The organism is Actinomycetota bacterium (genome assembly GCA_040757835.1).
GTDB lineage: Bacteria > Actinomycetota > Geothermincolia > Geothermincolales > RBG-13-55-18 > SURF-21.
Genome location: JBFLWJ010000020.1, coordinates 1 through 18,963, shown reverse-complemented (window position 1 = coordinate 18,963; position 18,963 = coordinate 1). Strand labels below are relative to the sequence as shown.

General features: G+C 66.3%; 15 protein-coding genes. 13 read left to right on the top strand and 2 right to left on the bottom strand.

Annotated elements, in window-relative coordinates:
- The first annotated feature begins 4 nt into the window (after positions 1-4).
- From AB1384_13340 to AB1384_13305, 8 genes are all read left to right on the top strand, one after another.
- Entirely contained in the window at positions 5-2,098 is a 2,094-nt protein-coding gene (locus AB1384_13340) for an FAD-dependent oxidoreductase (GenBank protein MEW6555256.1), read from the top strand.
- Positions 2,099-2,413: 315 nt separating this feature from the next.
- The gene (locus tag AB1384_13335) at positions 2,414-3,472 is read left to right on the top strand and encodes a 4Fe-4S binding protein (protein ID MEW6555255.1); all 1,059 of its coding nucleotides are present in this window, start codon (positions 2,414-2,416) and stop codon (positions 3,470-3,472) included.
- A gap of 42 nt (positions 3,473-3,514) precedes the next feature.
- A complete protein-coding gene (locus AB1384_13330) occupies positions 3,515-4,096 on the top strand; it encodes a TetR/AcrR family transcriptional regulator (protein MEW6555254.1) in 582 nt (193 codons plus the stop codon).
- A gap of 154 nt (positions 4,097-4,250) precedes the next feature.
- Entirely contained in the window at positions 4,251-5,948 is a 1,698-nt protein-coding gene (locus AB1384_13325; GenBank protein MEW6555253.1) for a hypothetical protein, read from the top strand.
- Between the two features lie 13 nt (positions 5,949-5,961).
- Entirely contained in the window at positions 5,962-6,441 is a 480-nt protein-coding gene (locus AB1384_13320; protein ID MEW6555252.1) for a GNAT family N-acetyltransferase, read from the top strand.
- A gap of 189 nt (positions 6,442-6,630) precedes the next feature.
- Entirely contained in the window at positions 6,631-7,680 is a 1,050-nt protein-coding gene (locus tag AB1384_13315; GenBank protein MEW6555251.1) for a trypsin-like peptidase domain-containing protein, read from the top strand.
- 49 nt (positions 7,681-7,729) lie between these two features.
- Complete coding sequence (locus AB1384_13310) at positions 7,730-8,020, top strand: hypothetical protein (protein ID MEW6555250.1); 291 nt, start codon at positions 7,730-7,732, stop codon at positions 8,018-8,020.
- 36 nt (positions 8,021-8,056) lie between these two features.
- Positions 8,057-8,350, top strand: coding sequence for a hypothetical protein (locus AB1384_13305; GenBank protein ID MEW6555249.1), 294 nt, complete (start codon positions 8,057-8,059; stop codon positions 8,348-8,350).
- A 124-nt stretch (positions 8,351-8,474) separates the two neighbouring features.
- On the opposite strand, the gene AB1384_13300 is transcribed toward AB1384_13305, so the two are convergent.
- A complete protein-coding gene (locus AB1384_13300) occupies positions 8,475-10,061 on the bottom strand; it encodes an NAD(P)/FAD-dependent oxidoreductase (protein ID MEW6555248.1) in 1,587 nt (528 codons plus the stop codon).
- 157 nt (positions 10,062-10,218) lie between these two features.
- Here AB1384_13300 and AB1384_13295 point away from each other — a divergent pair, with 157 nt between their 5' ends.
- From AB1384_13295 to AB1384_13285, 3 genes are all read left to right on the top strand, one after another.
- Positions 10,219-11,778 carry an amidohydrolase family protein gene (locus tag AB1384_13295; protein MEW6555247.1) on the top strand — a complete coding sequence of 520 codons (1,560 nt, stop codon included), beginning with the start codon at positions 10,219-10,221 and terminating at the stop codon, positions 11,776-11,778.
- A gap of 88 nt (positions 11,779-11,866) precedes the next feature.
- Positions 11,867-12,715, top strand: a complete 849-nt coding sequence (locus AB1384_13290; GenBank protein ID MEW6555246.1) for a lysophospholipid acyltransferase family protein — start codon at positions 11,867-11,869, stop codon at positions 12,713-12,715.
- Between the two features lie 46 nt (positions 12,716-12,761).
- Positions 12,762-14,159 carry a C45 family autoproteolytic acyltransferase/hydrolase gene (locus tag AB1384_13285; GenBank protein ID MEW6555245.1) on the top strand — a complete coding sequence of 466 codons (1,398 nt, stop codon included), beginning with the start codon at positions 12,762-12,764 and terminating at the stop codon, positions 14,157-14,159.
- A 10-nt stretch (positions 14,160-14,169) separates the two neighbouring features.
- Here AB1384_13285 and AB1384_13280 read toward each other — a convergent pair whose 3' ends face one another.
- On the bottom strand, positions 14,170-16,119 hold the full coding sequence (locus AB1384_13280; GenBank protein MEW6555244.1) for a hydantoinase/oxoprolinase family protein: 1,950 nt from the start codon (positions 16,117-16,119) through the stop codon (positions 14,170-14,172).
- Positions 16,120-16,334: 215 nt separating this feature from the next.
- Between AB1384_13280 and AB1384_13275 the strand changes: the two genes are divergently transcribed.
- Both AB1384_13275 and AB1384_13270 read left to right on the top strand, forming a co-directional pair.
- A complete protein-coding gene (locus tag AB1384_13275) occupies positions 16,335-17,756 on the top strand; it encodes a CoA-binding protein (GenBank protein ID MEW6555243.1) in 1,422 nt (473 codons plus the stop codon).
- A 99-nt stretch (positions 17,757-17,855) separates the two neighbouring features.
- The gene (locus AB1384_13270; protein MEW6555242.1) at positions 17,856-18,920 is read left to right on the top strand and encodes a hypothetical protein; all 1,065 of its coding nucleotides are present in this window, start codon (positions 17,856-17,858) and stop codon (positions 18,918-18,920) included.
- Positions 18,921-18,963: the final 43 nt, after the last annotated feature.

Sequence of the window (18,963 nt, the reverse complement as noted above, 5' to 3'; positions counted from 1 at the left end):
CATGGTGCAGTACCCTCTTCTCTTCAGTGAGGCGGACATCGGGAGCCTGACCATCAGGAACCGCACCGTCCTGGTCCCCATGGTCACGGGCATGGCCGGCTACGACGGCACCCCCTCACGGCAGATCACGGACTATTTCGAGGAGAGGGCGCGGGGCGGCGTGGGCCTGATCATCACCGGGGCCACCCGCGTCAACACCCTCCACGGGGCGACGGCACCGCGCCAGCTCTCCATGGCCCATGACCGCCACATCGCCCCCTTCGCGGCCATGGTGGAACGCGTCCATGCCCACGGGGCCAGGATCTTCTGCCAGCTCCACCATCCCGGGCGCCAGGGCCTCTCGCTCATGGGCATCACCGCACCGCAGATCGAGCTCATGGGACGCCTGTGGCCGGGCATGTACAGGCTCCTCCCGGGCATGTTCGCCCTCACCGGGAAGGTCCCCGCCTCGGTCACCGACTGGATGGTACACAACATACGCTGGCCCGCGGTGGTGGGTCCGTCCAAGGTGCCCAGCCGCCTCTACAACCAGAGGACGCGCGCGCTGATGAGATGGGAGGTAAGGAGCCTGGTGCGGGATTTCGTCCGTGCCGCCCGGCGCGTGCAGCTGGCGGGAGCGGACGGCGTGGAGCTGCACGGGGCCCACGGCTACCTCATCCAGCAGTTCTTGAGCCCCCAGAGCAACCGGCGCCGCGACGGGTACGGCGGCAGCCTGGATAACCGCATGCGCTTCCTGCTGGAGATAGTGAGCGGTATCCGGCGCGAGTGCGGCAGCGATTTTCCCCTGGCCGTCCGGCTGAGCGTGGACGAGTTCTGCCGCGCCATCGGCGAGCCAGGCCAGGGTATCCAGTTGGAGGAGGGGGTAGAGATGGCACGGCACCTGGAGCGCGCGGGTATAGACGCCATTGACGTAACCTCGGCCAGCTACGAGACCTATAACTGGTGGCTGGAGCCCATGTCCTTCGAGTGCGGCTGGCGCAAGTACCTGGCCGCCGCGGTGAAGGAAGCGGTATCAATCCCGGTCATCGCGGCCAACCTCATCCGCTCGCCCGAGCAGGCCGAGGCCCAGCTCGCCGAGGGCACCCAGGACTTCATCGGCCTGGGGCGGCCGCTGCTGGCCGACGCGGCCTGGGCAGCCAAGGCCGAGCAAGGCAGGCCGGAGGAGATCGTGCGCTGCATCAACTGCCTGCGCTGCATGGAGTCGCTGGTGGAGAACGTTACCAAGGGGCTTCCCCTCGAGTGCGCCGTCAACCCCCGGCTGGGACGGGAGAGGGAGACGGCGGAGCCGCGGCGGGACGGGGGCGGGCGCACGGTGGCGGTGGTCGGAGCCGGCCCGGCCGGCCTGGCGGCCGCCGAGGTGCTGGCCTCCCGTGGCTTCAGGACCGTGGTCCTCGAGCGCAGCGGCAGCGCCGGCGGACAGCTCAGGCAGGCGGGGGTGCCGCCCAAGAAAGACAAGATCGACTGGTGCATCCAGGACCTGGAGGGCGCCGCCCGGCGCGGCGGGGCGGAGATCCGCTTCGATACCGAGGGAACCGCCGCGGCCCTGGAGGAGCTGGGCCCTTGCGCGGTGATCGTGGCAACTGGAGCCGATCCCGTCGTGCCGGACGTCCCCGGGGTAAGGCTGGAGCACGTCCGCACGGTCAGGGAGGTGCTGGAGGGGACGGTGGAGCTAAGGGGGAAGTCGGTGGCGGTCATCGGCTCGGGGCTTACCGGCCTCGAGACCGCCGAAAAACTTGCGGAGGACGGCAACCGCCTGCTGGTGGTGGAGATGCTGGACGAGATAGGGCCCGGCGCCTATTTCCAGAACCTGGAGGATGTCCTGGGCAGGCTGCGGGAGCACGATACGGAGTTCATCACCTCCCACAGGCTGGTGGAGATACGCGATGGCGAGATCGTGCTGGAGCGCGTGAAGTCCGGCGCTCGTACCACCCGCCGGGTGGACGCCGTGGTCCTGGCGGTGGGAGTGAAGAGCGACGACCGCCTGGCGCGGGAACTCGCGGGGCGCTTCCCGCGCGTGCGCGTCGTCGGCGACGCGCGCCGGCCCGGGCGCATCTACAACGCCGTCCGCGATGGTTTCGACACCGCCTGGACCCTGTAGATCTAAGGGATCAGGTCTTGTTCTTTGGATACCCCGGTATGTTCCCAGTTAGCACCAGCGGTTTTGCGCGATGATCAAAGACCTGGCACCTTACCTTCCGTGGCCGTTCCAACACCGCCTCGGCCAGCGCCCAGGAGGCCAGGCTCTAGAGCATCCCGCAAGACTAGAGTTGCAGAAGACCCCTTGCCCAAAACGCGGAGAACAGGACCTGGCCTACTGCGGTCGACCCCTTGCGTTAATATTATGAAGATAATATTATCATCATAATATTAACTTATCCGCAGCGGCGGGGAGTGACCGGGAGGTAAGCACGGTATGAGCGAGAGCATCTACGAGGAACTGGGAAGGCACCTGGACAAGGCCATCGCCGGCGTGCCCATGTCGCCGACTCTCATCGCGATCCTGAAGATACTTTACCCGGGCGAAGAGGCAGAGGTGGCCCTGAAGCTCGCCCTCTACGAGAACCGCACCCTGGCCGATGTCGAGGCGGCTCTGCCGGAGAAAGCCGGGCGTATGGCGGAGATACTGGACGCCATGGCCCACCGCGGCACCGTGTTCACCTCGGAGAAGCCGGGCCGGGAGAGGATCTACCGCCTGCTCCCCAGCATCGTGGGTTTCGTGGAGGTCCCTTTCCTAGACGGCGAGGACACGCCGACCAAGCGCGAGCTGAGCCGCCTGTGGAAACGGTACATCGACGAGGGGTTCGGCGAGGAGATGGCGCGTAACATACCGCTCATCCGCGTGGTCCCCATCGCCGAGTCTTTCGAGGACTCATCCGAGGTGCTGCCCTTCGACGCCGTCGTGCAGAAGCTCGAGGAGACCAACTTCATGGCCGTGGGCCACTGCCCGTGCCGCCAGATCGGCAAGTACACCGGCGAGGGCTGCGACCGTCCCACCGAGCGCTGTATGCACTTCGGCAGCCTGGGCCGCTACATGGTAGAGGTGGGTAAGGCGCGTGAGCTGACCAGGGATGAGGCCCTGGAGATGCTCAAGATGGCGACGGAGGAGGGCCTGGTCCATGTCTGCGACAACGTGGAGGGCACCTTGCACACCATCTGTAACTGCTGCCCCTGCTGCTGTGGCTTCTTCCGGGTGAGGTCGCAGCGTGGCCTGGAGACGTACGCGCGCTCCAATTACGTGGCCTACGTGGAAGCGGACGACTGCATCGGCTGCGGTACCTGCGAGGATAGGTGCCCGGTGAAGGCCATCACCCTGGTGGATGGCATCGCGGTGGTGGACGAGGGCCTGTGTATCGGCTGCGGGGTATGTACCCCGACCTGTGAGGGCGCGGAGGCCATAAAGCTCAGGCAGCGCGAAAAGACCAGCCCGCCCCCGGACTTCGAGAGGTTCCTCACCGCAAGGATGAAATCGTAGTGCTCCGCTGCGGAGCAGGCCGTACGGGACGGGAGGAAAGCCATGGCGAACGCGAAAGCCGAGAGGAAAGAGAAGAGCCGAGAGAGGATCCTCACATCGGCGGGAGCGCTCATGCGCGAGCGAGGGATCTCCAACGCCAGCGTCGCCGATGTCATGGGGGGAGCGGATATGACCGTGGGCGGGTTCTATGCCCACTTCCCCTCCAAGCGTGAACTGGTGGTTGAGGCGTTGCGGGAGACCCTGAGGAACTCGCGCGCGCTGCTCGCGGCGGGGGCCGCGGGCAAGAAGGGCGCGGAGTGGGTCGGCGACGTGGTCCGGGCCTACCTCTCGCGGTCGCACCGGGACAATCCGCAGGCGGGGTGCCCGCTCCCCGCGGTCCTGGGCGAGGTGGCGAGGGAGGACGCCGCGGTCAGAGAAGCCCTTGCCGCGGAGATCGGCGCCATGGCCGACGAACTCGCCGTGCACCTCGAGGAGGCGGGAGCCGCTGACCCGGCGGGAGGGGCGGTGGCCGTGCTCTCCACCATGGTCGGTGGCCTGACGCTGGCCCGCGCGCTCGCGGGCACCCCCCTCTCCGATGACGTGCTGCGCTCCTGCCGTCTCTTTCTCGAGCGCTCCACGGCTTGATCCGGAAACCGGGGGCACAGGCAGTATAAGATGTCACGCTGCGTCCCGTACTGCTTTCTCCTGATCATGGCCGCACGCTCTTTCCATGTCGCCGCTTTGGCCTTTTAATAATAGTTAGCGTCGAGGGCTGCATGGTCAGAGGGGGGATATGGAGATGAAGACCACCGTCGGGCGGACGTGGCCGTGCCTGCTCGCGTCCGCGCTGTTGATCGCGTTCCTGATGGTTATATGCGGCTGCGGGGGGAAATCGGGACAGACGCACACCTGGGGATTTCAGAACTCATCGGACTTCACTTTCGACGCCCAGCTGGTGAGCGTGGGCGAAGGAGGTGCGGCCCTGGCTGAACTGAGGGCGCTGCCCGGCGAAGCCTTGTGGACCGCGACCTACGCCGATCCCCAGCCGGCGCAGGCACCGGAGTTCCACCAGGTCGCTTTCGACGTGGAGGGAAACCTCGTGGTGGTCGGCTCCAACACGGATATGCCGAAGAGGCCGATAACGGGGCAGCTCATTGTGGCCAAGTACAGCCCGCGGGGAGAGGTACTGCCGGGATGGCCCAAGTTCTACACCGATCCGGTGTACCGCTGGAACGAGGGGGAGGACGTGGCCCTGGACGGAGAAGGCAACATAGCCATCGCCGGCTACTCCATCGTGGACGGACGCTCCTGGGTATACTCCGTGTGGCTGCTGGACGCCGGCGGCGACATGCTCCCGGGCTGGCCGCAGTACGTGGCCAGCAGCCAGGCCTATGGCACGGGAGTAATCTTCGATTCCAGCGGAGAGGTCATCGCCTGCGGGGCTTCCGGGCCCACCGGGCACGAGAACATCGTGCTGGCCAGGTTCAAGCGGGACGGCAGCATGGTGGAGGGGTGGCCCAAGGTCCTGCAGCCGGTGGCGGGCCAGGGGGCGTTCTCGTACGACCTCATGCAGGACGGTGCGGGAAACCTGGTCGTGGCGGGATATACGCAACCTGCCACAGGCGGCCGCGACGCGGTGCTCTACAAGCTCGACCGGGACGGCAAAGTGCTGGCCGGCTGGCCGAAGATCTGGGATTCCGGCTCCGCCGGTTACGACGAGTATTTCGCGGTTTCCCAGGACGCGGGCGGCGATTACTGCGTGGTGGGGACGGGCCAGGGGGCGGACGAAGAGAGCGGCAGGCTCCTGGTCACCCGCTACAGCACGGAGGGCGAACAGCGCCCGGGCTGGCCGCGGATATACGAACAGGCAGGAGTGCGCGATTACAGCCCTCCCGATGCCTGGCGGGGCAGGGTGGACGGCGGCGGAAACATCGCGGCCGCTTTCATCGTCGGGACGCAGCCGCCGCAGGTACTGACCCTCAGGTACGATCCCAGCGGCTCCATAGCAAACGGCTTTCCGAAGGCGGTGAGCAGGGAAGGGTACTTCGTGGGCACGCGGTCGTGCAGCGTGGACGATACGGGGTATGTATATACTCTGGGCTTTTCCTACCAGGGCAGCGACGAAGACGCCGATCACACCGCTTTCATCGTCAAGTATGCGCCGGGGGCCTACTCCCCGGGCAGGCCCTCACTGACCACCAGGACCGGGCCCGTTTACCGTGACCTGTATGGGTTCGGTGAGGTCCTAGGGACCGGGAACCAGGGCAGCGTGTCATACCAAATCTCGCCGGACGGAGAGGAATGGTACTACCATGACGGCTCGGGATGGAAGGTCGCGGCAGCAGAGGGCGATGCCAACACGGCGGCGGAGGTGGACGGGTCCATTGCCGCCTTCGCGGAAGAAAACGGGCCCGGCACACTGTATATCAGGGCTTTTCTGGTCAGCGATGGCAGCCAGCCAGTACAGCTGGAGTCAATGAGCGTGGAATACGAATGACCGCGTGAAAAAGATGTGCATCCGTGAAGCATCAGAAAAAGATATAACCGAGCTGAACCGCGTCATCCGCGCTTCTTTCCACGACGTCGCGGAGCGCTACGCTCTGACGTTGGAGAACTGCCCCACCCACCCGTCCTTCTGTACGGAACAGTGGATAGGAGAGGCTATGGCCGCAGGGACCTGGTTTTTCATCCTGGAGGACGGCGGGGCGGTATGCGGCTGCGCCGCCCTGGAACGGGCTGAGCCCGATGCCTGCTACCTGGAGAGGCTGGCGGTTCTGCCGGAGAGGCGGCGCATGGGCCACGGGAAAAGCCTGGTCAGCCACGTCCTGGAAGAGGCGCGGGCGGCTGGCGCCCTGCGCGTGGAGATAGGCATCATCGCCGCCCAGGACGAGCTGAGGGACTGGTATCTGGAGCAAGGTTTCCGGGAGACGGGACGGAAGAGCTTCAAGCACCTGCCCTTCGAGGTGGCCTTCATGGCCTGCCGCCTGTAGTCTTTCCCCATCCATGCGGGATTGCATCCTCCGCGCACCAGAGCGGGGCCCAGCCCGTTCCGACGGACCCGGCCACGTAGATGGTTAGCATTGCAAAACATATCGCCGGCAGGTAGGTTGAGATAGAGGAGTTATGCGGTCGTGGCAAACCGCTGGCGAGAGATATCGCGGAAGGAACGAGGTGAAAAGATGGAGAGGAACCTGAGGCTCATCTCCGGGGAAGCCCTGGAGGAAGAGGACGGACTCGTCCCCCGGCCCGTCCCCGATGAGGACGGTTACCTGCTGGACGCCTACTCCAGCGCCGTCTCCGGCGCGGCGGAGAGGGTTAGCCCGGCGGTGGTCAATATCGCCGTCACCCAGAAGGCACAGAAACGCGCCAAGCCGGGAAGCCCGCCCGCGCGGGAGGCCCAGGGCACCGGCTCCGGTTTCGTCTTCACCGGCGACGGATTCATCCTCACCAACAGCCACGTGGTGCAGGGAGCGCGCAAGGTCGACGTCACCCTGCCGGACGGCAGGTGCCTGCAAGCGGACATCGTGGGCGACGATCCCGACACCGACCTGGCCGTGGTGAGGATAAGCGCACCCGCCCTGGACCCCGTGTGTATGGGCGATTCGCATCTGCTGCGAGTGGGCCAGCTGGTGGTGGCGGTGGGCAACCCCTACGGCTTCCAGTGCACGGTCACCGCCGGGGTGATCAGCGCGCTGGGACGCTCCTTGAGGTCGCGTTCGAACCGGCTCATAGACAACGTCATCCAGACCGACGCCGCCCTCAACCCGGGCAACTCCGGGGGCCCCCTGGTGAACTCGCGCGGCGAGGTCATCGGCGTGAACACGGCCATCATCTATCCCGCCCAGGGGCTGTGCTTCGCCATCGCCGTGAACACCGCCAAGTTCGTGGCCGGCAGGCTCATCCAGTACGGACGGGTGAAGCGCTCATACATCGGGGCGGCGGGACAGGACATCTCCCTTAACCGGCGGGTGGTCCGCTATCACGACCTCTCGGTGAGCCGCGGGTTCCTGGTCACCCAGGTGGAGCCGGACAGCCCGGCAGCGCAGGCGGGCGTCAAGGAGGGGGACATCATAGTCGCTTTCAACGGCTGTCCCGTGGCCGGCGTGGACGACCTGCACCGCATGCTCACCGAGGAGACCATAGGGGTGGCCTCTAACCTCACGGTGATCAAGCGGGCCAACAAGCGGGACGTCGAGATAGTCCCGGCGGAGAGGAAGGCGCGGCAATAACAACCGCGAGGCCGAGACATGGTCTTGCCGAGGATGCAGGAGGGACGCTTTGCGAAGGACAACACTGCTAGGGCTTGCCGGGACCGCGGGCATCGCCGCGCTGGCCGCGTCGAGCATGATGGAGCCCCGGTTGCAGCTGCATGAATGTGACTGGTCGATCTACGAGCGGGGATCGTCCCGCCGCAGTTTTCTCAGCCCTTCCCACTTCCTCTACCACCTGCGGGAGCTCCTGTCCGTTCAGGCCGCGCTGGCCGAGGTCTATCTGCTGCATGCGATCTCACCGGCATTCCGCGAAAGCATCATGCTGGTCACGGCCATGGCCAACGAGTGTTCGTGGTGACAGTTCGCACATCGGCGGTTCGGTCGGATCGCGGGGATGACAAGGGAAGAGATAAATGACCTGGCAAGCCTGGACCCGGAGAGGTTCGATGAACGTGAACATGCGGCGCTGTGCTGGGTGCGCGAGACGCTGACCTTGCGGGAAGGCGCTTCCGCCGCTGCGCTCGAGCGGTTCGAAGAGGCCTTTGACGAGAGGCAGAGGCGCCACGTCATAGCCGCCATGAAGGGGATGTACTTCTTCAACCTGGCCGGCAACACCATGGACGGATTGCTGGGACATATATTGGGCAGGCAAGAGAGGGCAGAGGCCTGTTTGATAACAGGGGACTAGACCTACCGGGAGGCCCCCGGTTTTAGGCACCCATTAAACCAGCAAGGATTCGGCGCTCTTGGTATAAGGCATGTTCGACGCGGAATAGCACTTCAGCCGGGGGAAAAGGATCTCCTCAGACGATTCAGGCCACCGGGGCGCCGGGGATGGGCATGGCGCTCACGGGACCCGCGCCGGCGAGGAGGTACTCCGCGGCCTTGAGGCCGCTGAGCATGGCCGAGGGCACTCCGCCCAGGGCCAGCATGGAGTAGGCCTGGTATCCGGCCATGTACAGGCCGGCGACGGGGGTGCGGATGAGTTCTGTGGACCCGGCCTCGCCCTCGGAGAAGTCCCACGACCAGCCGGCCACCGCTCCCTCGCTGCGGCCCCCCCGCTCCTCGAAGGTGAGGGGGGTGGCCACGTCCATGCAGAGGACGGCGCCCTCCAGGCCGGGCACCATCACGGCCACCTCTTTCACCAGCGCGGCCGCCAGGCCCGCCTTGTACGCGAAGTACCCGGGGGTCCGGCGCCGCGGCGCCGGCCGGAAGCGGGCGAAGTGGCGGTGGGGCACGGCCACGCGGATGACCAGCACGGCACGGCCGCCGGGCGCGAGAGAAGGGTCGTCCGCCGAGAGCAGCGCTGCTTCCAGTTCCTCTCCCGCCAGGGCATGGGGGTCGGTCTCCGGCGCGTCCCAGTCCGGCCCGTCATCATCCGGCGGCGCACCTCCGGTGTCACGGCGGTAGATGATGCGGCTTGCGTCCCGGAACGCCGAGAGGTCCGCCCGCGCGCCGTCCAGCCCCAGGCATACCTGCAGGTTTGAGGAGGTCTGCCGCGCGGACGATACCGCCTCGTAAAGATCGCCGGGTACGGCTTCCCGGGGTACGAGCCGCGTCAGTGTGGCCTTGAAATCCGCGTTGGATATCACCGCGCCGGCCTCCAGGCGCGTGCCGTCCGCCAGCACCACGCCCGCGGCCCTGCCGCCCTCAACCGCGATGCCTGCCACCCGGGTGCGTAACAGCAGGCTGCCTCCGCCAAGGGAGGACCGGGTGTCGCCGCTGTCCGCATTCCACCCGGCGCCGGGTTCCCAGCCGAGCCCGGCCGCGAGGGTATCGGAGAGACGGCGCAGGCCGCCCTCCGGGTAGTGTATGCCCTGGTCGCAGAGGAGCGACCACATGGCCGCGAGCAGGGTCGTGCCGGAGTAGGGTTCCCGGCTGCCCATGCTGCCGAGGATGCGGCGCAGCCTCCAGTCAACCACCAGCCTGTCCAGGTAGGCGGCGCCGCTGATGGACTCCTCACGGCGGGCGCTCGACGCACCCTCTCTCACCAGGCGCTCGCGCTGAGCGCTTATGCCCTGCATGTGGCCGAAGAAGCGGCTGATGGCCGCCTCCTCGCGCGGGAACAGGGCGGCAAGTGCGGTGATCATCTCCCCGTAGGGCAGGGACAGGGGCGCCTCCAGGCCGAAGGCGTGCAGGCGGTAATGGACGCGCACCAGCTGCGGCCCGTCCTCTATCCCGACCTGCCGCAGCACGTCCCCCACCACGCCCGGGCTGCTGAAACCCAGGGGACCCATGGGGAAGCCGAAACCCTTGCGCCGGTAGGTGTAGGCGGTGCCGCCGGGGTGGGGGTCGGATTCGACTACCAACACCCTCAGCCCATCCCCGAGCAGGCGCGCCGCCGCGGTGAGGCCGCCGAGGCCCGCACCCACGATCACCGCGTCGAATTCCTTTCCCATGGCCCTCCATCCATCCCGGCAACCGTAACGGGACAGGCACGGTTATTATTCCCCCGCCGGGGATGGTCCGTCCATCCCCGGCCTTCCGGCACGGGCCTGTTTACGGCCCGATGATACAATGGTTAAAACCAAAGATGAGTACCGAGGAGGGATCGATATGCGTGATGCCGCCAAGAACGTCACCAAGACGATGGCGAAGCTAGGGACGCTGCTCGCCTTATGCGCGGTTCTGGAGCCCTTCGTCAGGGAACGCCACAACCGTAGTGAGAAACGCCCTGGCGTGGTGTGGTCTCCCGGACCCGGAGAGGCGTTTATCCTCAAGAACGCCGAGGTGGTTGACGTGCTCACCGGCACGGTATTGCACAAGCGGGGACTGCTTATCCGAGACGGCAGGATCGAGGAGATACTAACCGAGAAGAAGACGGCCGCGCTGGAGGGCGTGAAGGTCCTGGACGCCGCGGGCAGCTACGTCATACCCGGATTGATCAACGCCCACTGCCATATGTTGCTGACGGCGACCCTCTCCTTCACGCCGGGGGTATTTGCCGCCATGGGCAGGCAGATCGAGCGCAACTTCGAGGATTGCATCACCCACGGCGTGACCACGGTGAGGGACGTGGGGTCCCTGCCGCTGCTGCTGCGCCGTTACGTAGAACGCATCGAGGACGGCGACCTGTTGGGGCCGCGTGTATATTATGCGGGGTCGTTCATCAACGCCCCGGGAGGATACCCCGCGTTTATCCCCGCCCTGCCGCCGCAGGTCGCGGACAAGGTCGGGGATTTCGGGATCGGGGTGAGGACGCCCGCAGAAGCGATAGAGGCGGTGGAGAAGAACGCCGCGGCGGGCGCCAGCCTGATCAAGACCGCCTTCGACGACCGCACCCTCTTCCTGGGGCAGAAGCCGCTGCCCATCCTGGACGACGCTTCCCTGCGGGCGGTGGTGGAGGCCGCGCACGAGCGGGGGATGAAGGTATCGGCCCACCACCGTTTCCGCGCCGGTTTCCTGCGCGGCATCGCCTTCGGGCTAGACGGCATGGAGCACCTTCCCTCCGATGCGGTGCTCCAGGACGCGGACGTCGAGGCCTTCGTGGCTGGGGACAACTATATCGTCCCCACAGTTCAGGTGGGCTGGGCGCTGTGCGGCGTCAGCAGGGACGACCCTTACCTCGACGATCCCCGGGTACGGCAGGTACTGGCCAACCGCCTGGAGGTGGTGAAGGCTTTCTATATGACCCTGTGCGAACCGGCGGTGCACAAGGCCCTCATGGCCTTTGAAAAGACCTACCGCGATCCCGCCACCCAGGAAAAGCGCCACCGCCCCTTCACGCTGGAATCCAAGATATTCACGGAAGCGGTCGTGAAGGGGAGCGAGAACCTCAACAAGCTGTACCACGCCGGCGCCCTCATCGGTTGCGGCAACGACGGGGGGACGCCCCAGAGCTTCCCGGGCGGCCTGGGCATGGAGATGGTCATCATGGAGTCGATGTCGGACATGAAGCCCCTCGATGTCCTGCAGGCCGCCACCATAAATAACGCCCGCATCCTCGGAGTGGAAGACGATCTGGGCACGGTGGCCAGGGGGAAACTGGCCGACCTGGTGCTGCTGCCGGGGAACCCGCTGGACAGTATGCATCACGTGATGAATCCCTGCGCCGTCTTCAAGGGGGGGAAACTGGCCTTCGCCACCCACCAGCCGGAACTCATGGTCAGCCCTTGACCCCATCCGGTGCTGGACGCGCGGAATCCGTTTCCCGTAATGTATAGGGGCGCGGGGTTGATGTTATCGGAGAGAAAGGCCATACAGGATGTGGTGGAGATACGTCTTTATCCGCCCCCTGTTCGCAATCGGGGGCAGGACGGATAAATATAACCTCAAGGTCTCCGGCACCGAGAACGTGCCAAAGTACGGGCCTTTCATCGTGGTCTCGAACCACCAGAGCAGCCTGGACATAATCGCCGTCTCCCTTGCCCTCAAGCCAGCCCTCACCCACAGCCATATGTGGCCCTGGGCGAAGAAGGACATAGAACGGGGCAAGGAGGGGATAATGGGCTGGGCCTTGTGGAAGGTCTTCGGGGTCATACCCATCGACCGCGAGAAAAAGGACCATTCCGAGGCTATCCTCCTCAGCCTGAAATACCTGCGCCGAGGTGAGCTGGTCTTCGTCTTCCCGGAGGGGACGCGAAGCAGGCCCAAGCAACTGAAACCCTTCCAGTTCGGGGTGGCCAACCTGGCCCGCGCGGCTCCAGCGCCCATCCTGCCGGTGGCCACCTACAGGAGGGATGGGGACGGCGGCATCCAGGTCAACATCGGCAGGCTCTTCACCCTGCCGCCCAAGAGAAGGATGTACGAAGTGCTGGAAGGTATCGAGGGGAAGGCGGAGAGCCACTTCATCCAGCAGGTGGAGGTGCTGCGCCAGTGGGCGGACACCGTGCCCAAGGACAGGAAGGGCATGAAGCTCATCTCCAGGATGGTGAAGATCGTCACCGATTTCGTGTCGCGCCAGGACATACCCTTCGACCTCTTCTTCCGCCTGGCGGAGGAGGAGGACAACGAGTATATCAGGGACCGGGTGTTCGAGCTGCTGCCGGACGACTGGCAGAAAGTGGAACCGGATGGCAAGCCCAAGCCGCTCTCCATCATCAGGAGAGACTGACCCCCGTGGTCAGGATAGAGGAATAACGGGACCGGGAGGAGGAGATATGCTCTGGACCATAGAGGCCAAGGACGATTTCGGCTACGGTCTGGCGGCGGCGCGCGGGCGGGAGCGCCTCTTCCGGGCGGTGCTCGGTCAGGCGGGGCTATGGTTGAAAAGAAGGGGGGCCGACCCGGCCCTGGCGGCGGCGAAGGCGCGGCGCCACCTGGGCCTGCTTGCGGAGCGCTACCCCGCCCACCTGGAGCGCATATGCGGACTGGCCCGCGCCATCGGGGCCGATCCTGTCGATGTGGCCATGGGCGAGCTGGCGCTGGCGTCTTGCGCCGGCACCGGGTGCACCAACTTCACCGCCGTGCCCCCCGCGACCTGCGACGGCAAGGTCTACGTCTCATGGAACTTCGACCTGCCGCCCTGGTTCCGCACCATCGTCGGCAGGATGCCCCTCTACGTCAGGGACATCGCGGGATGCAAGCCCTACGTTTGCATGGGGCTACCGGTGCTCTTCGGCATCGGGGTCATGAACGGCGACGGCCTGTCGTCCTGCGTGAACTCGGTGGGGGCCATGGACAGCGGCGAGGGCCTCACCTTCTTCGAGCTCAACAACCTGGCCATGGAGACCCAGTCCACCGTGGACGGGGCGGTGGGCGTATGGCGGGACAACCCGCGCGAGGTCGTGCCCGGGCTGGCCATCGCCATCATCATGAACGCCAATAGCATCTTCGCGGATGCAAACGGCGACGCGGCGGTCATCGAACACTCCCATAACCACATGGCGGTGGAGAAAGCGGCCGGGCACGGCGGGGTGCTGGCCTCGGCCAACCACCACCAGTTCCTGGACCGTTCCCTCTCCGGCGGCGCCGTCCCCGGGATCGAGCCCCTGATCACCGGCTCCTATGCGCGCCTGGCTCGCATGTGGGAGCTGCTGGAGAGGTTCAAGGGAAACATAGACCTCGCCGCCGTCCGCATGATCACCACCGACCACGGCCTCAACTACTCCACCCTGGGCGAGTTCGGCATCGAGCCCAGCATCTACGGGGAGCGCGTGGACGACGCCACCATCTGCTGCCACCCCTGGAACTTCTTCCGCCACCTGCGCCGCCTGGAGCTGGTGGAGGCAATGGTGGAGATGAACGTGGCCCGGACCCTCAACAACATCCTCATGGACCCCGGGCGCTGCACCATCTATATCACCCCCGGTAACCCCTGCCGTAAACAGTACGTGCCCGTATGGGTGGGGGACGCCCTGCGCATGGAGTGGGCCGACAAGGCCAGACAGGAGATAGACTATGCGCCGGAGTGGCGGCCGCGGAGCTACGCGAAACGCCTCGATCCCCTGTTCCGCCGTCCGGCCGCCACTTCGGTCAGCGACCGCCTGCGCTCCATCGCATTGGGGATCTTCGCCGGGCTGGACCGCCTCATGGAATCCCTCCTCGCCGCGGATTGAACGCGCTTCCTCAAGCCCGCATCCGGGGGCGGCCGTAGGCGCGGACGGTCACCCTGCGCTCCAGCACCGCGGGGTTGCCCGCGGGATCGGCGATGCTGAAATCGTCGGTATGCTCGTCCAGTTCGATCTCCCCCGCGCCCGCCCGCCGCGCCGCCTCCATGGCCAGGGAAGTGGCCTTCTCCACCGCCGCCGCGGTAGCCGCCGGGAGGTCGGGAAAGTCATACCTCCCGTCCGGCGCGAAGGCCCGGTAGGTCTCGTCGGGCTGGCGCCTGAGGGTGACCTCCTCGCGGTGGCTGACCACCCCGGCCACCGCGCCCACGGCGTTGGCCACCTCCATGTGCGGCGGCACCGCGCACTCGCAGGACAGGAACGAGGCCACCGGCGCCAGGAAGAGCGCGGCGGGAGCTCCCGCCGCCAGGATGGGGGCCTCCAGGCTCAAACCCAGCTGGACCCCGCGGTCCTTCTCGCCGCGCATCCATCTCTCCAGCAGGGTGCGGTCTCTGCCGTCCAGGCCGAGCAGGAAGACGAGCACCTGCCTGGCGATGGATTCCCTCGCCGCGCCCTTCACCCTGGCGATGAGTTCGGCGGGGGACGCGCCCACCAGGGCCGCGGCGGTCTCCACGGCGGCACGCGAGACGGCGGCCTCACCCACGCATGATTCCCCGCAGGCGTTGAAGATGTCGGTGGGGGTGAGGGAAGCGCGCATGACCGCTCCCTGGTGTTCCAGGTTCATGAGGCGCAGTGATGCCTCCGGGCCCAGGTCGGATGACTTCAGCTCGAGAAGCGAGAGCGGCCCCTTCTCCAGCATGTCCATGAGCCCGTCCGGAGCTGAAGCGGTAACCGCGGGGTCGCCGTCTTCCGTCCTCACCCAGAAAGTGAGCATGTCCGGCACCGACCACCTGGAGCGGGACTCCGCGATCCGTGCCAGCGCCTCCAGCACAACTTCGCCGTGGGGGAGCATGGCGAAGGGAAGCACGCGGCGAGGACCCAGCTCCAGGCCGCCGCCGCGGGAGAGCTTGATCCAGGAATCGCCCCCCAGGCCCACGGTGCGGATGTCGATGGCCTCCACCCGCGTGGCCAGGTCGCCCACCACGGCCCCATCGCTGTTGATGGGAGGAAGACCGCCCTGGACCCAGGCGATATCGGTGGTGGTGCCCCCGATGTCGATGACCACGCCCTCGCGCCGCCCCGACAGGGCCAGGGCGCCGACCACGGAGGCCGCGGGTCCCGACAGGATGGTCTCCACCGGACGCTCCAGGGCCATCTCCGAACCCATGAGGGTGCCGTCGCCGCGCACCACCATGAGGGGGCAGCGGATGCCGCGCCTCTCCAGGATCACCTGGACGGAAAAGATGAGACCGGTTATGAGGGGGATGAGGCGGGCGTTGATGGCCGCGGTGGTGGCGCGGCGGGGGGCGTCGAGCTGCATGGAGAGCTCGTGCCCGCAGACCACCGGCTTGCCGGTCTCGCGGGAGATGATATCGCGGGCCCTGATCTCGTGGGCGGGATTGCGCACGCTGAAGTACCCGGACACGGCGAAGGCATCGGCCCAGGCGTCGCTGCCGCGGGCGGCCGCGCGCAGGCCGTCCTCGTCCAGTGGCTCCGTCTCCTCTCCCCGCACGTCGTGTCCTCCCGCGAGGCGGACCACCCGCGCCCCGAAGGGCGAGACGTTGGCCGCGGCATCATAGCCGAGGAGTACGAGGCAAGCCTTGCCTCCCCGGCCTTCGACGATGGCATTGGTGGCAAGGGTAGTGGACAGGCAGGCCAGGCGTGCCCGCCTAAGCAACCCGTCGGGCAGGCTGCCCAGGACCCCGTCTATGCAGCGCGTGAGGTCATGGTGGCTGGTGGGATACTTGGCGGATGCCAGCACCTCGCCGCAGTCGAGGCCGTATACGACGGCGTCGGTGCAGGTGCCGCCGCAATCGATGCCCAGGCCCAGGTGATCGCCGCTCTCGCTCATCCCCTTCTCCCTGTCTCGAAACACTCATATATTATTAGCAGGAAACGCCGGCCGGCGCGACGGACCGCTCCGCACGTGCCGGCGGCGGGGGATGGGGGCGGTTGGTTTCGTGTTATATTGATGGCCGAAAGCCATGCGGCACCGTGCGCTCACAACCGATCGGGAAGTCCTGCCCGGGGCGGCGCGGGAACGCTCAGCGAAAGGCGGTAGTGGCGATGTCTTCGCGGGAAAGAAACGAGGCGTGCGCGGACCTCTGCCCTTTCTTCACTCCAAGAGGGGTTGTCATCGTGGGGGCGCGGCGGTCGCCGGGTTTCGGTTTCATCCTCCCCCTGGCCATGCGGCGCCAGGGGTGGGGGGACCGCATCCACCTGGTCAATCCGGCGGGGGGCGAGCTGCACGGGTTTCCCCTGTATAAGACCATCGCCGACGTCCCGGCCGGGCCCGACCTGGCGGTGGTCATCGTGCCCGCGCACGTGGTGCCGCAGGCACTGGCGGAGATAGGGGAGAGCGGGATCAGGCATGCGATCATCGAGAGCGCGGGTTTCACCGAGACCGGGGAGGAAGGGAGGGCGCTGCAGGAGGAGGCCAGGAACACCGCGGCCCGATACGGTATCCGGGTCATCGGCCCCAACTGCGTGGGGGTGATCAACACCGCCAACCGGCTTTCCACCGTGGAGGTGGTAGAAGAGGCGTTCACCCCGGGGCCGGTGGCGGTCATCGCCCAGAGCGGGGTATTCGGCAACATCCTCCTGGACGGCCTGTACCAGAAAGGGCTTTTCATCTCCAAGGCGGTCACCCTGGGCAACCGCATGGACGTCAACGAATGCGAGGTCCTGGACTATCTCCACCGGGACCCGGACACCTCCGTGATCATGATGTACCTGGAGGGAGCGGCGGACGGCCGGCTGCTCAAACATACCCTTGGCCGGGTCACCCGGGACAAGCCGGTGCTGGTGCTCAAGAGCGGCCGCACCGGTGCCGGACGGCAGGCCACCGCCTCCCATACAGGCAGCATGTCCGGGGAGGATGAGCTCTACGAGGCGGTCTTCCGGCAATCCGGCGCCATCCGGGCCCGCAGCCTGGACGAACTGGTGGACGTGGCACGTGTCTTCGCCACTCAACCCCTGCCGCCGGGCAACCGCCTCGGGGTGGTCACATCCAGCGGCAGCCTGGGCGCGCTGGCCACGGATGCGGCCGTTGAATCGGGGCTGATGCTGCCGGCGCTTGACACCGCATCGGTGGAGAAGGTGCGCGGCACCGCCCCGCAATGGATGAACGTGCGCAATCCCCTGGACGTGGGGCCGTCCGGCCAGTTCATGCCGGCAATGACCGCGCTGCTTGAGGACCCCAATATGGATATGGTGCTCTCCATCGCGGTCATGCCCTTCGCGGTCTTTCGGGAGTTCTCACAGCGGGGGATTTCGGTCAAAGACTGGCTGGGGACGGCACCGGAGCTGCGCGACCTTGCCCCCCACAAGCCGGTTGTTCTGTGTTCCCTTGGAGACCAGGGGTTCATCTCCGACCTCGACGAGGCTATCGGACCGGACGTGCCCGTGCTCACCTCTCCCGAATCCGCCGCCCGGGCACTGGCCGCGCTATATCACTACAAGACGATGCGCGGGAAGAGGGCCGGCTGACCGCGGGGGATACACGGCGGCCCCGGGATGGTAATATAAATGCATCGCGTGACACATGCGCGATTCGGGTGGGTCGTCTTCTAACCGGAAGGTCGGGCGATGAACGCTAAGCTGTGCTCCGGGTGCGGGGCTCCGAGGCGCATCACCAGGGAACACACCTGGCTCAACAACGGCCTGATCGTGGAGACCAGGAACCCCGAACGCCGCATGCTCTTCTTCGAGAGCGACAACATCGTCGAGCTCTTCGCGAACATCGAGGAGATCGTGGGGCACGATATCGACCGCATCATCACCGAGAGCCAGCATATGACCACCTTCGACTATGTCGTGAACCTGGTGCCGGGGGTGGTGAGAAGGATAGTCCGCTATGCGGGGCTGAAGATGCTGGCGAAGAACCTCATAGGCCTCACGCGGGTCATGGGGCTCGGCGACGCCGAACTCGAATCCGTGAAGTTCAAGGGCGGGGACGACGATCACGTGGCGGTCGTCGTGCGCAACCCCTGGTTCCTGCAGTGCTTCTCCGGCCAGATATCGGGGGGGATGGAAGCGGTCACAGGGTTGGAGTCGCAGGCCACCTACGAGGAGTTAGCCCCCGACACCTACCGCATCACCACCCATATATCCTCCCATCCCAAGGAGATCACCGAGCTCCTGAAGGAACGCAAGCGCGTGCCCAAGCAAGGCCACCTGGACCTGCCGAGGTGCGCCATCTGTGGAGGCCCCCAGGACCTGGACCAGTTCGAGTGGAACGTGGCGGAAGGCACCATCGAGACGCGGGCGAACCGCAGGCGCATGGTCCTGGCGGGTCCGGGGGAGTTCGAGCCCATCTTCGAGGTGCTGGAACAGGAACTGGGGGAGCACATACCGAAGGTCGTCATAGAGGCGGAGAGGCGTTTCGTGACCGAGGGCTTCTACTCGCGGGACGACATCCGGCAGGAGAAGGACCTCGTGCGCCATTTCGCCCTGCGGGGACTGGGCAACCTGCGAGAGATCAGGCTGGAGAAGAACCGGCTACTCGGCCGCCTGGAGAACCCCTGCATGAACCTGGTCATCGTGGGCCTCTTCCTGGGGTTCTATGAGCTCATCTTCGGCCAGCCCGGCGATGTGGCATGGGAGGTAGCTCCCGACGGCGACCTGACCATCGACATCAACGCCGCGATCTGATCCCGGCTTCCAGCCACCTCGTTTATCCGCGCAACTGCCCCCC

Coding starts and splice junctions, on each gene's coding strand:
- AB1384_13335 (MEW6555255.1), top strand. CDS start 2,414: ATGAGCGAGAGCATCTACGAGGAACTGGGAAGGCACCTGGACAAGGCC.
- AB1384_13330 (MEW6555254.1), top strand. CDS start 3,515: ATGGCGAACGCGAAAGCCGAGAGGAAAGAGAAGAGCCGAGAGAGGATC.
- AB1384_13325 (MEW6555253.1), top strand. CDS start 4,251: ATGAAGACCACCGTCGGGCGGACGTGGCCGTGCCTGCTCGCGTCCGCG.
- AB1384_13320 (MEW6555252.1), top strand. CDS start 5,962: ATGTGCATCCGTGAAGCATCAGAAAAAGATATAACCGAGCTGAACCGC.
- AB1384_13315 (MEW6555251.1), top strand. CDS start 6,631: ATGGAGAGGAACCTGAGGCTCATCTCCGGGGAAGCCCTGGAGGAAGAG.
- AB1384_13305 (MEW6555249.1), top strand. CDS start 8,057: ATGACAAGGGAAGAGATAAATGACCTGGCAAGCCTGGACCCGGAGAGG.
- AB1384_13300 (MEW6555248.1), bottom strand. CDS start 10,061: ATGGGAAAGGAATTCGACGCGGTGATCGTGGGTGCGGGCCTCGGCGGC.
- AB1384_13295 (MEW6555247.1), top strand. CDS start 10,219: ATGCGTGATGCCGCCAAGAACGTCACCAAGACGATGGCGAAGCTAGGG.
- AB1384_13290 (MEW6555246.1), top strand. CDS start 11,867: ATGTGGTGGAGATACGTCTTTATCCGCCCCCTGTTCGCAATCGGGGGC.
- AB1384_13285 (MEW6555245.1), top strand. CDS start 12,762: ATGCTCTGGACCATAGAGGCCAAGGACGATTTCGGCTACGGTCTGGCG.
- AB1384_13280 (MEW6555244.1), bottom strand. CDS start 16,119: ATGAGCGAGAGCGGCGATCACCTGGGCCTGGGCATCGATTGCGGCGGC.
- AB1384_13275 (MEW6555243.1), top strand. CDS start 16,335: ATGTCTTCGCGGGAAAGAAACGAGGCGTGCGCGGACCTCTGCCCTTTC.
- AB1384_13270 (MEW6555242.1), top strand. CDS start 17,856: ATGAACGCTAAGCTGTGCTCCGGGTGCGGGGCTCCGAGGCGCATCACC.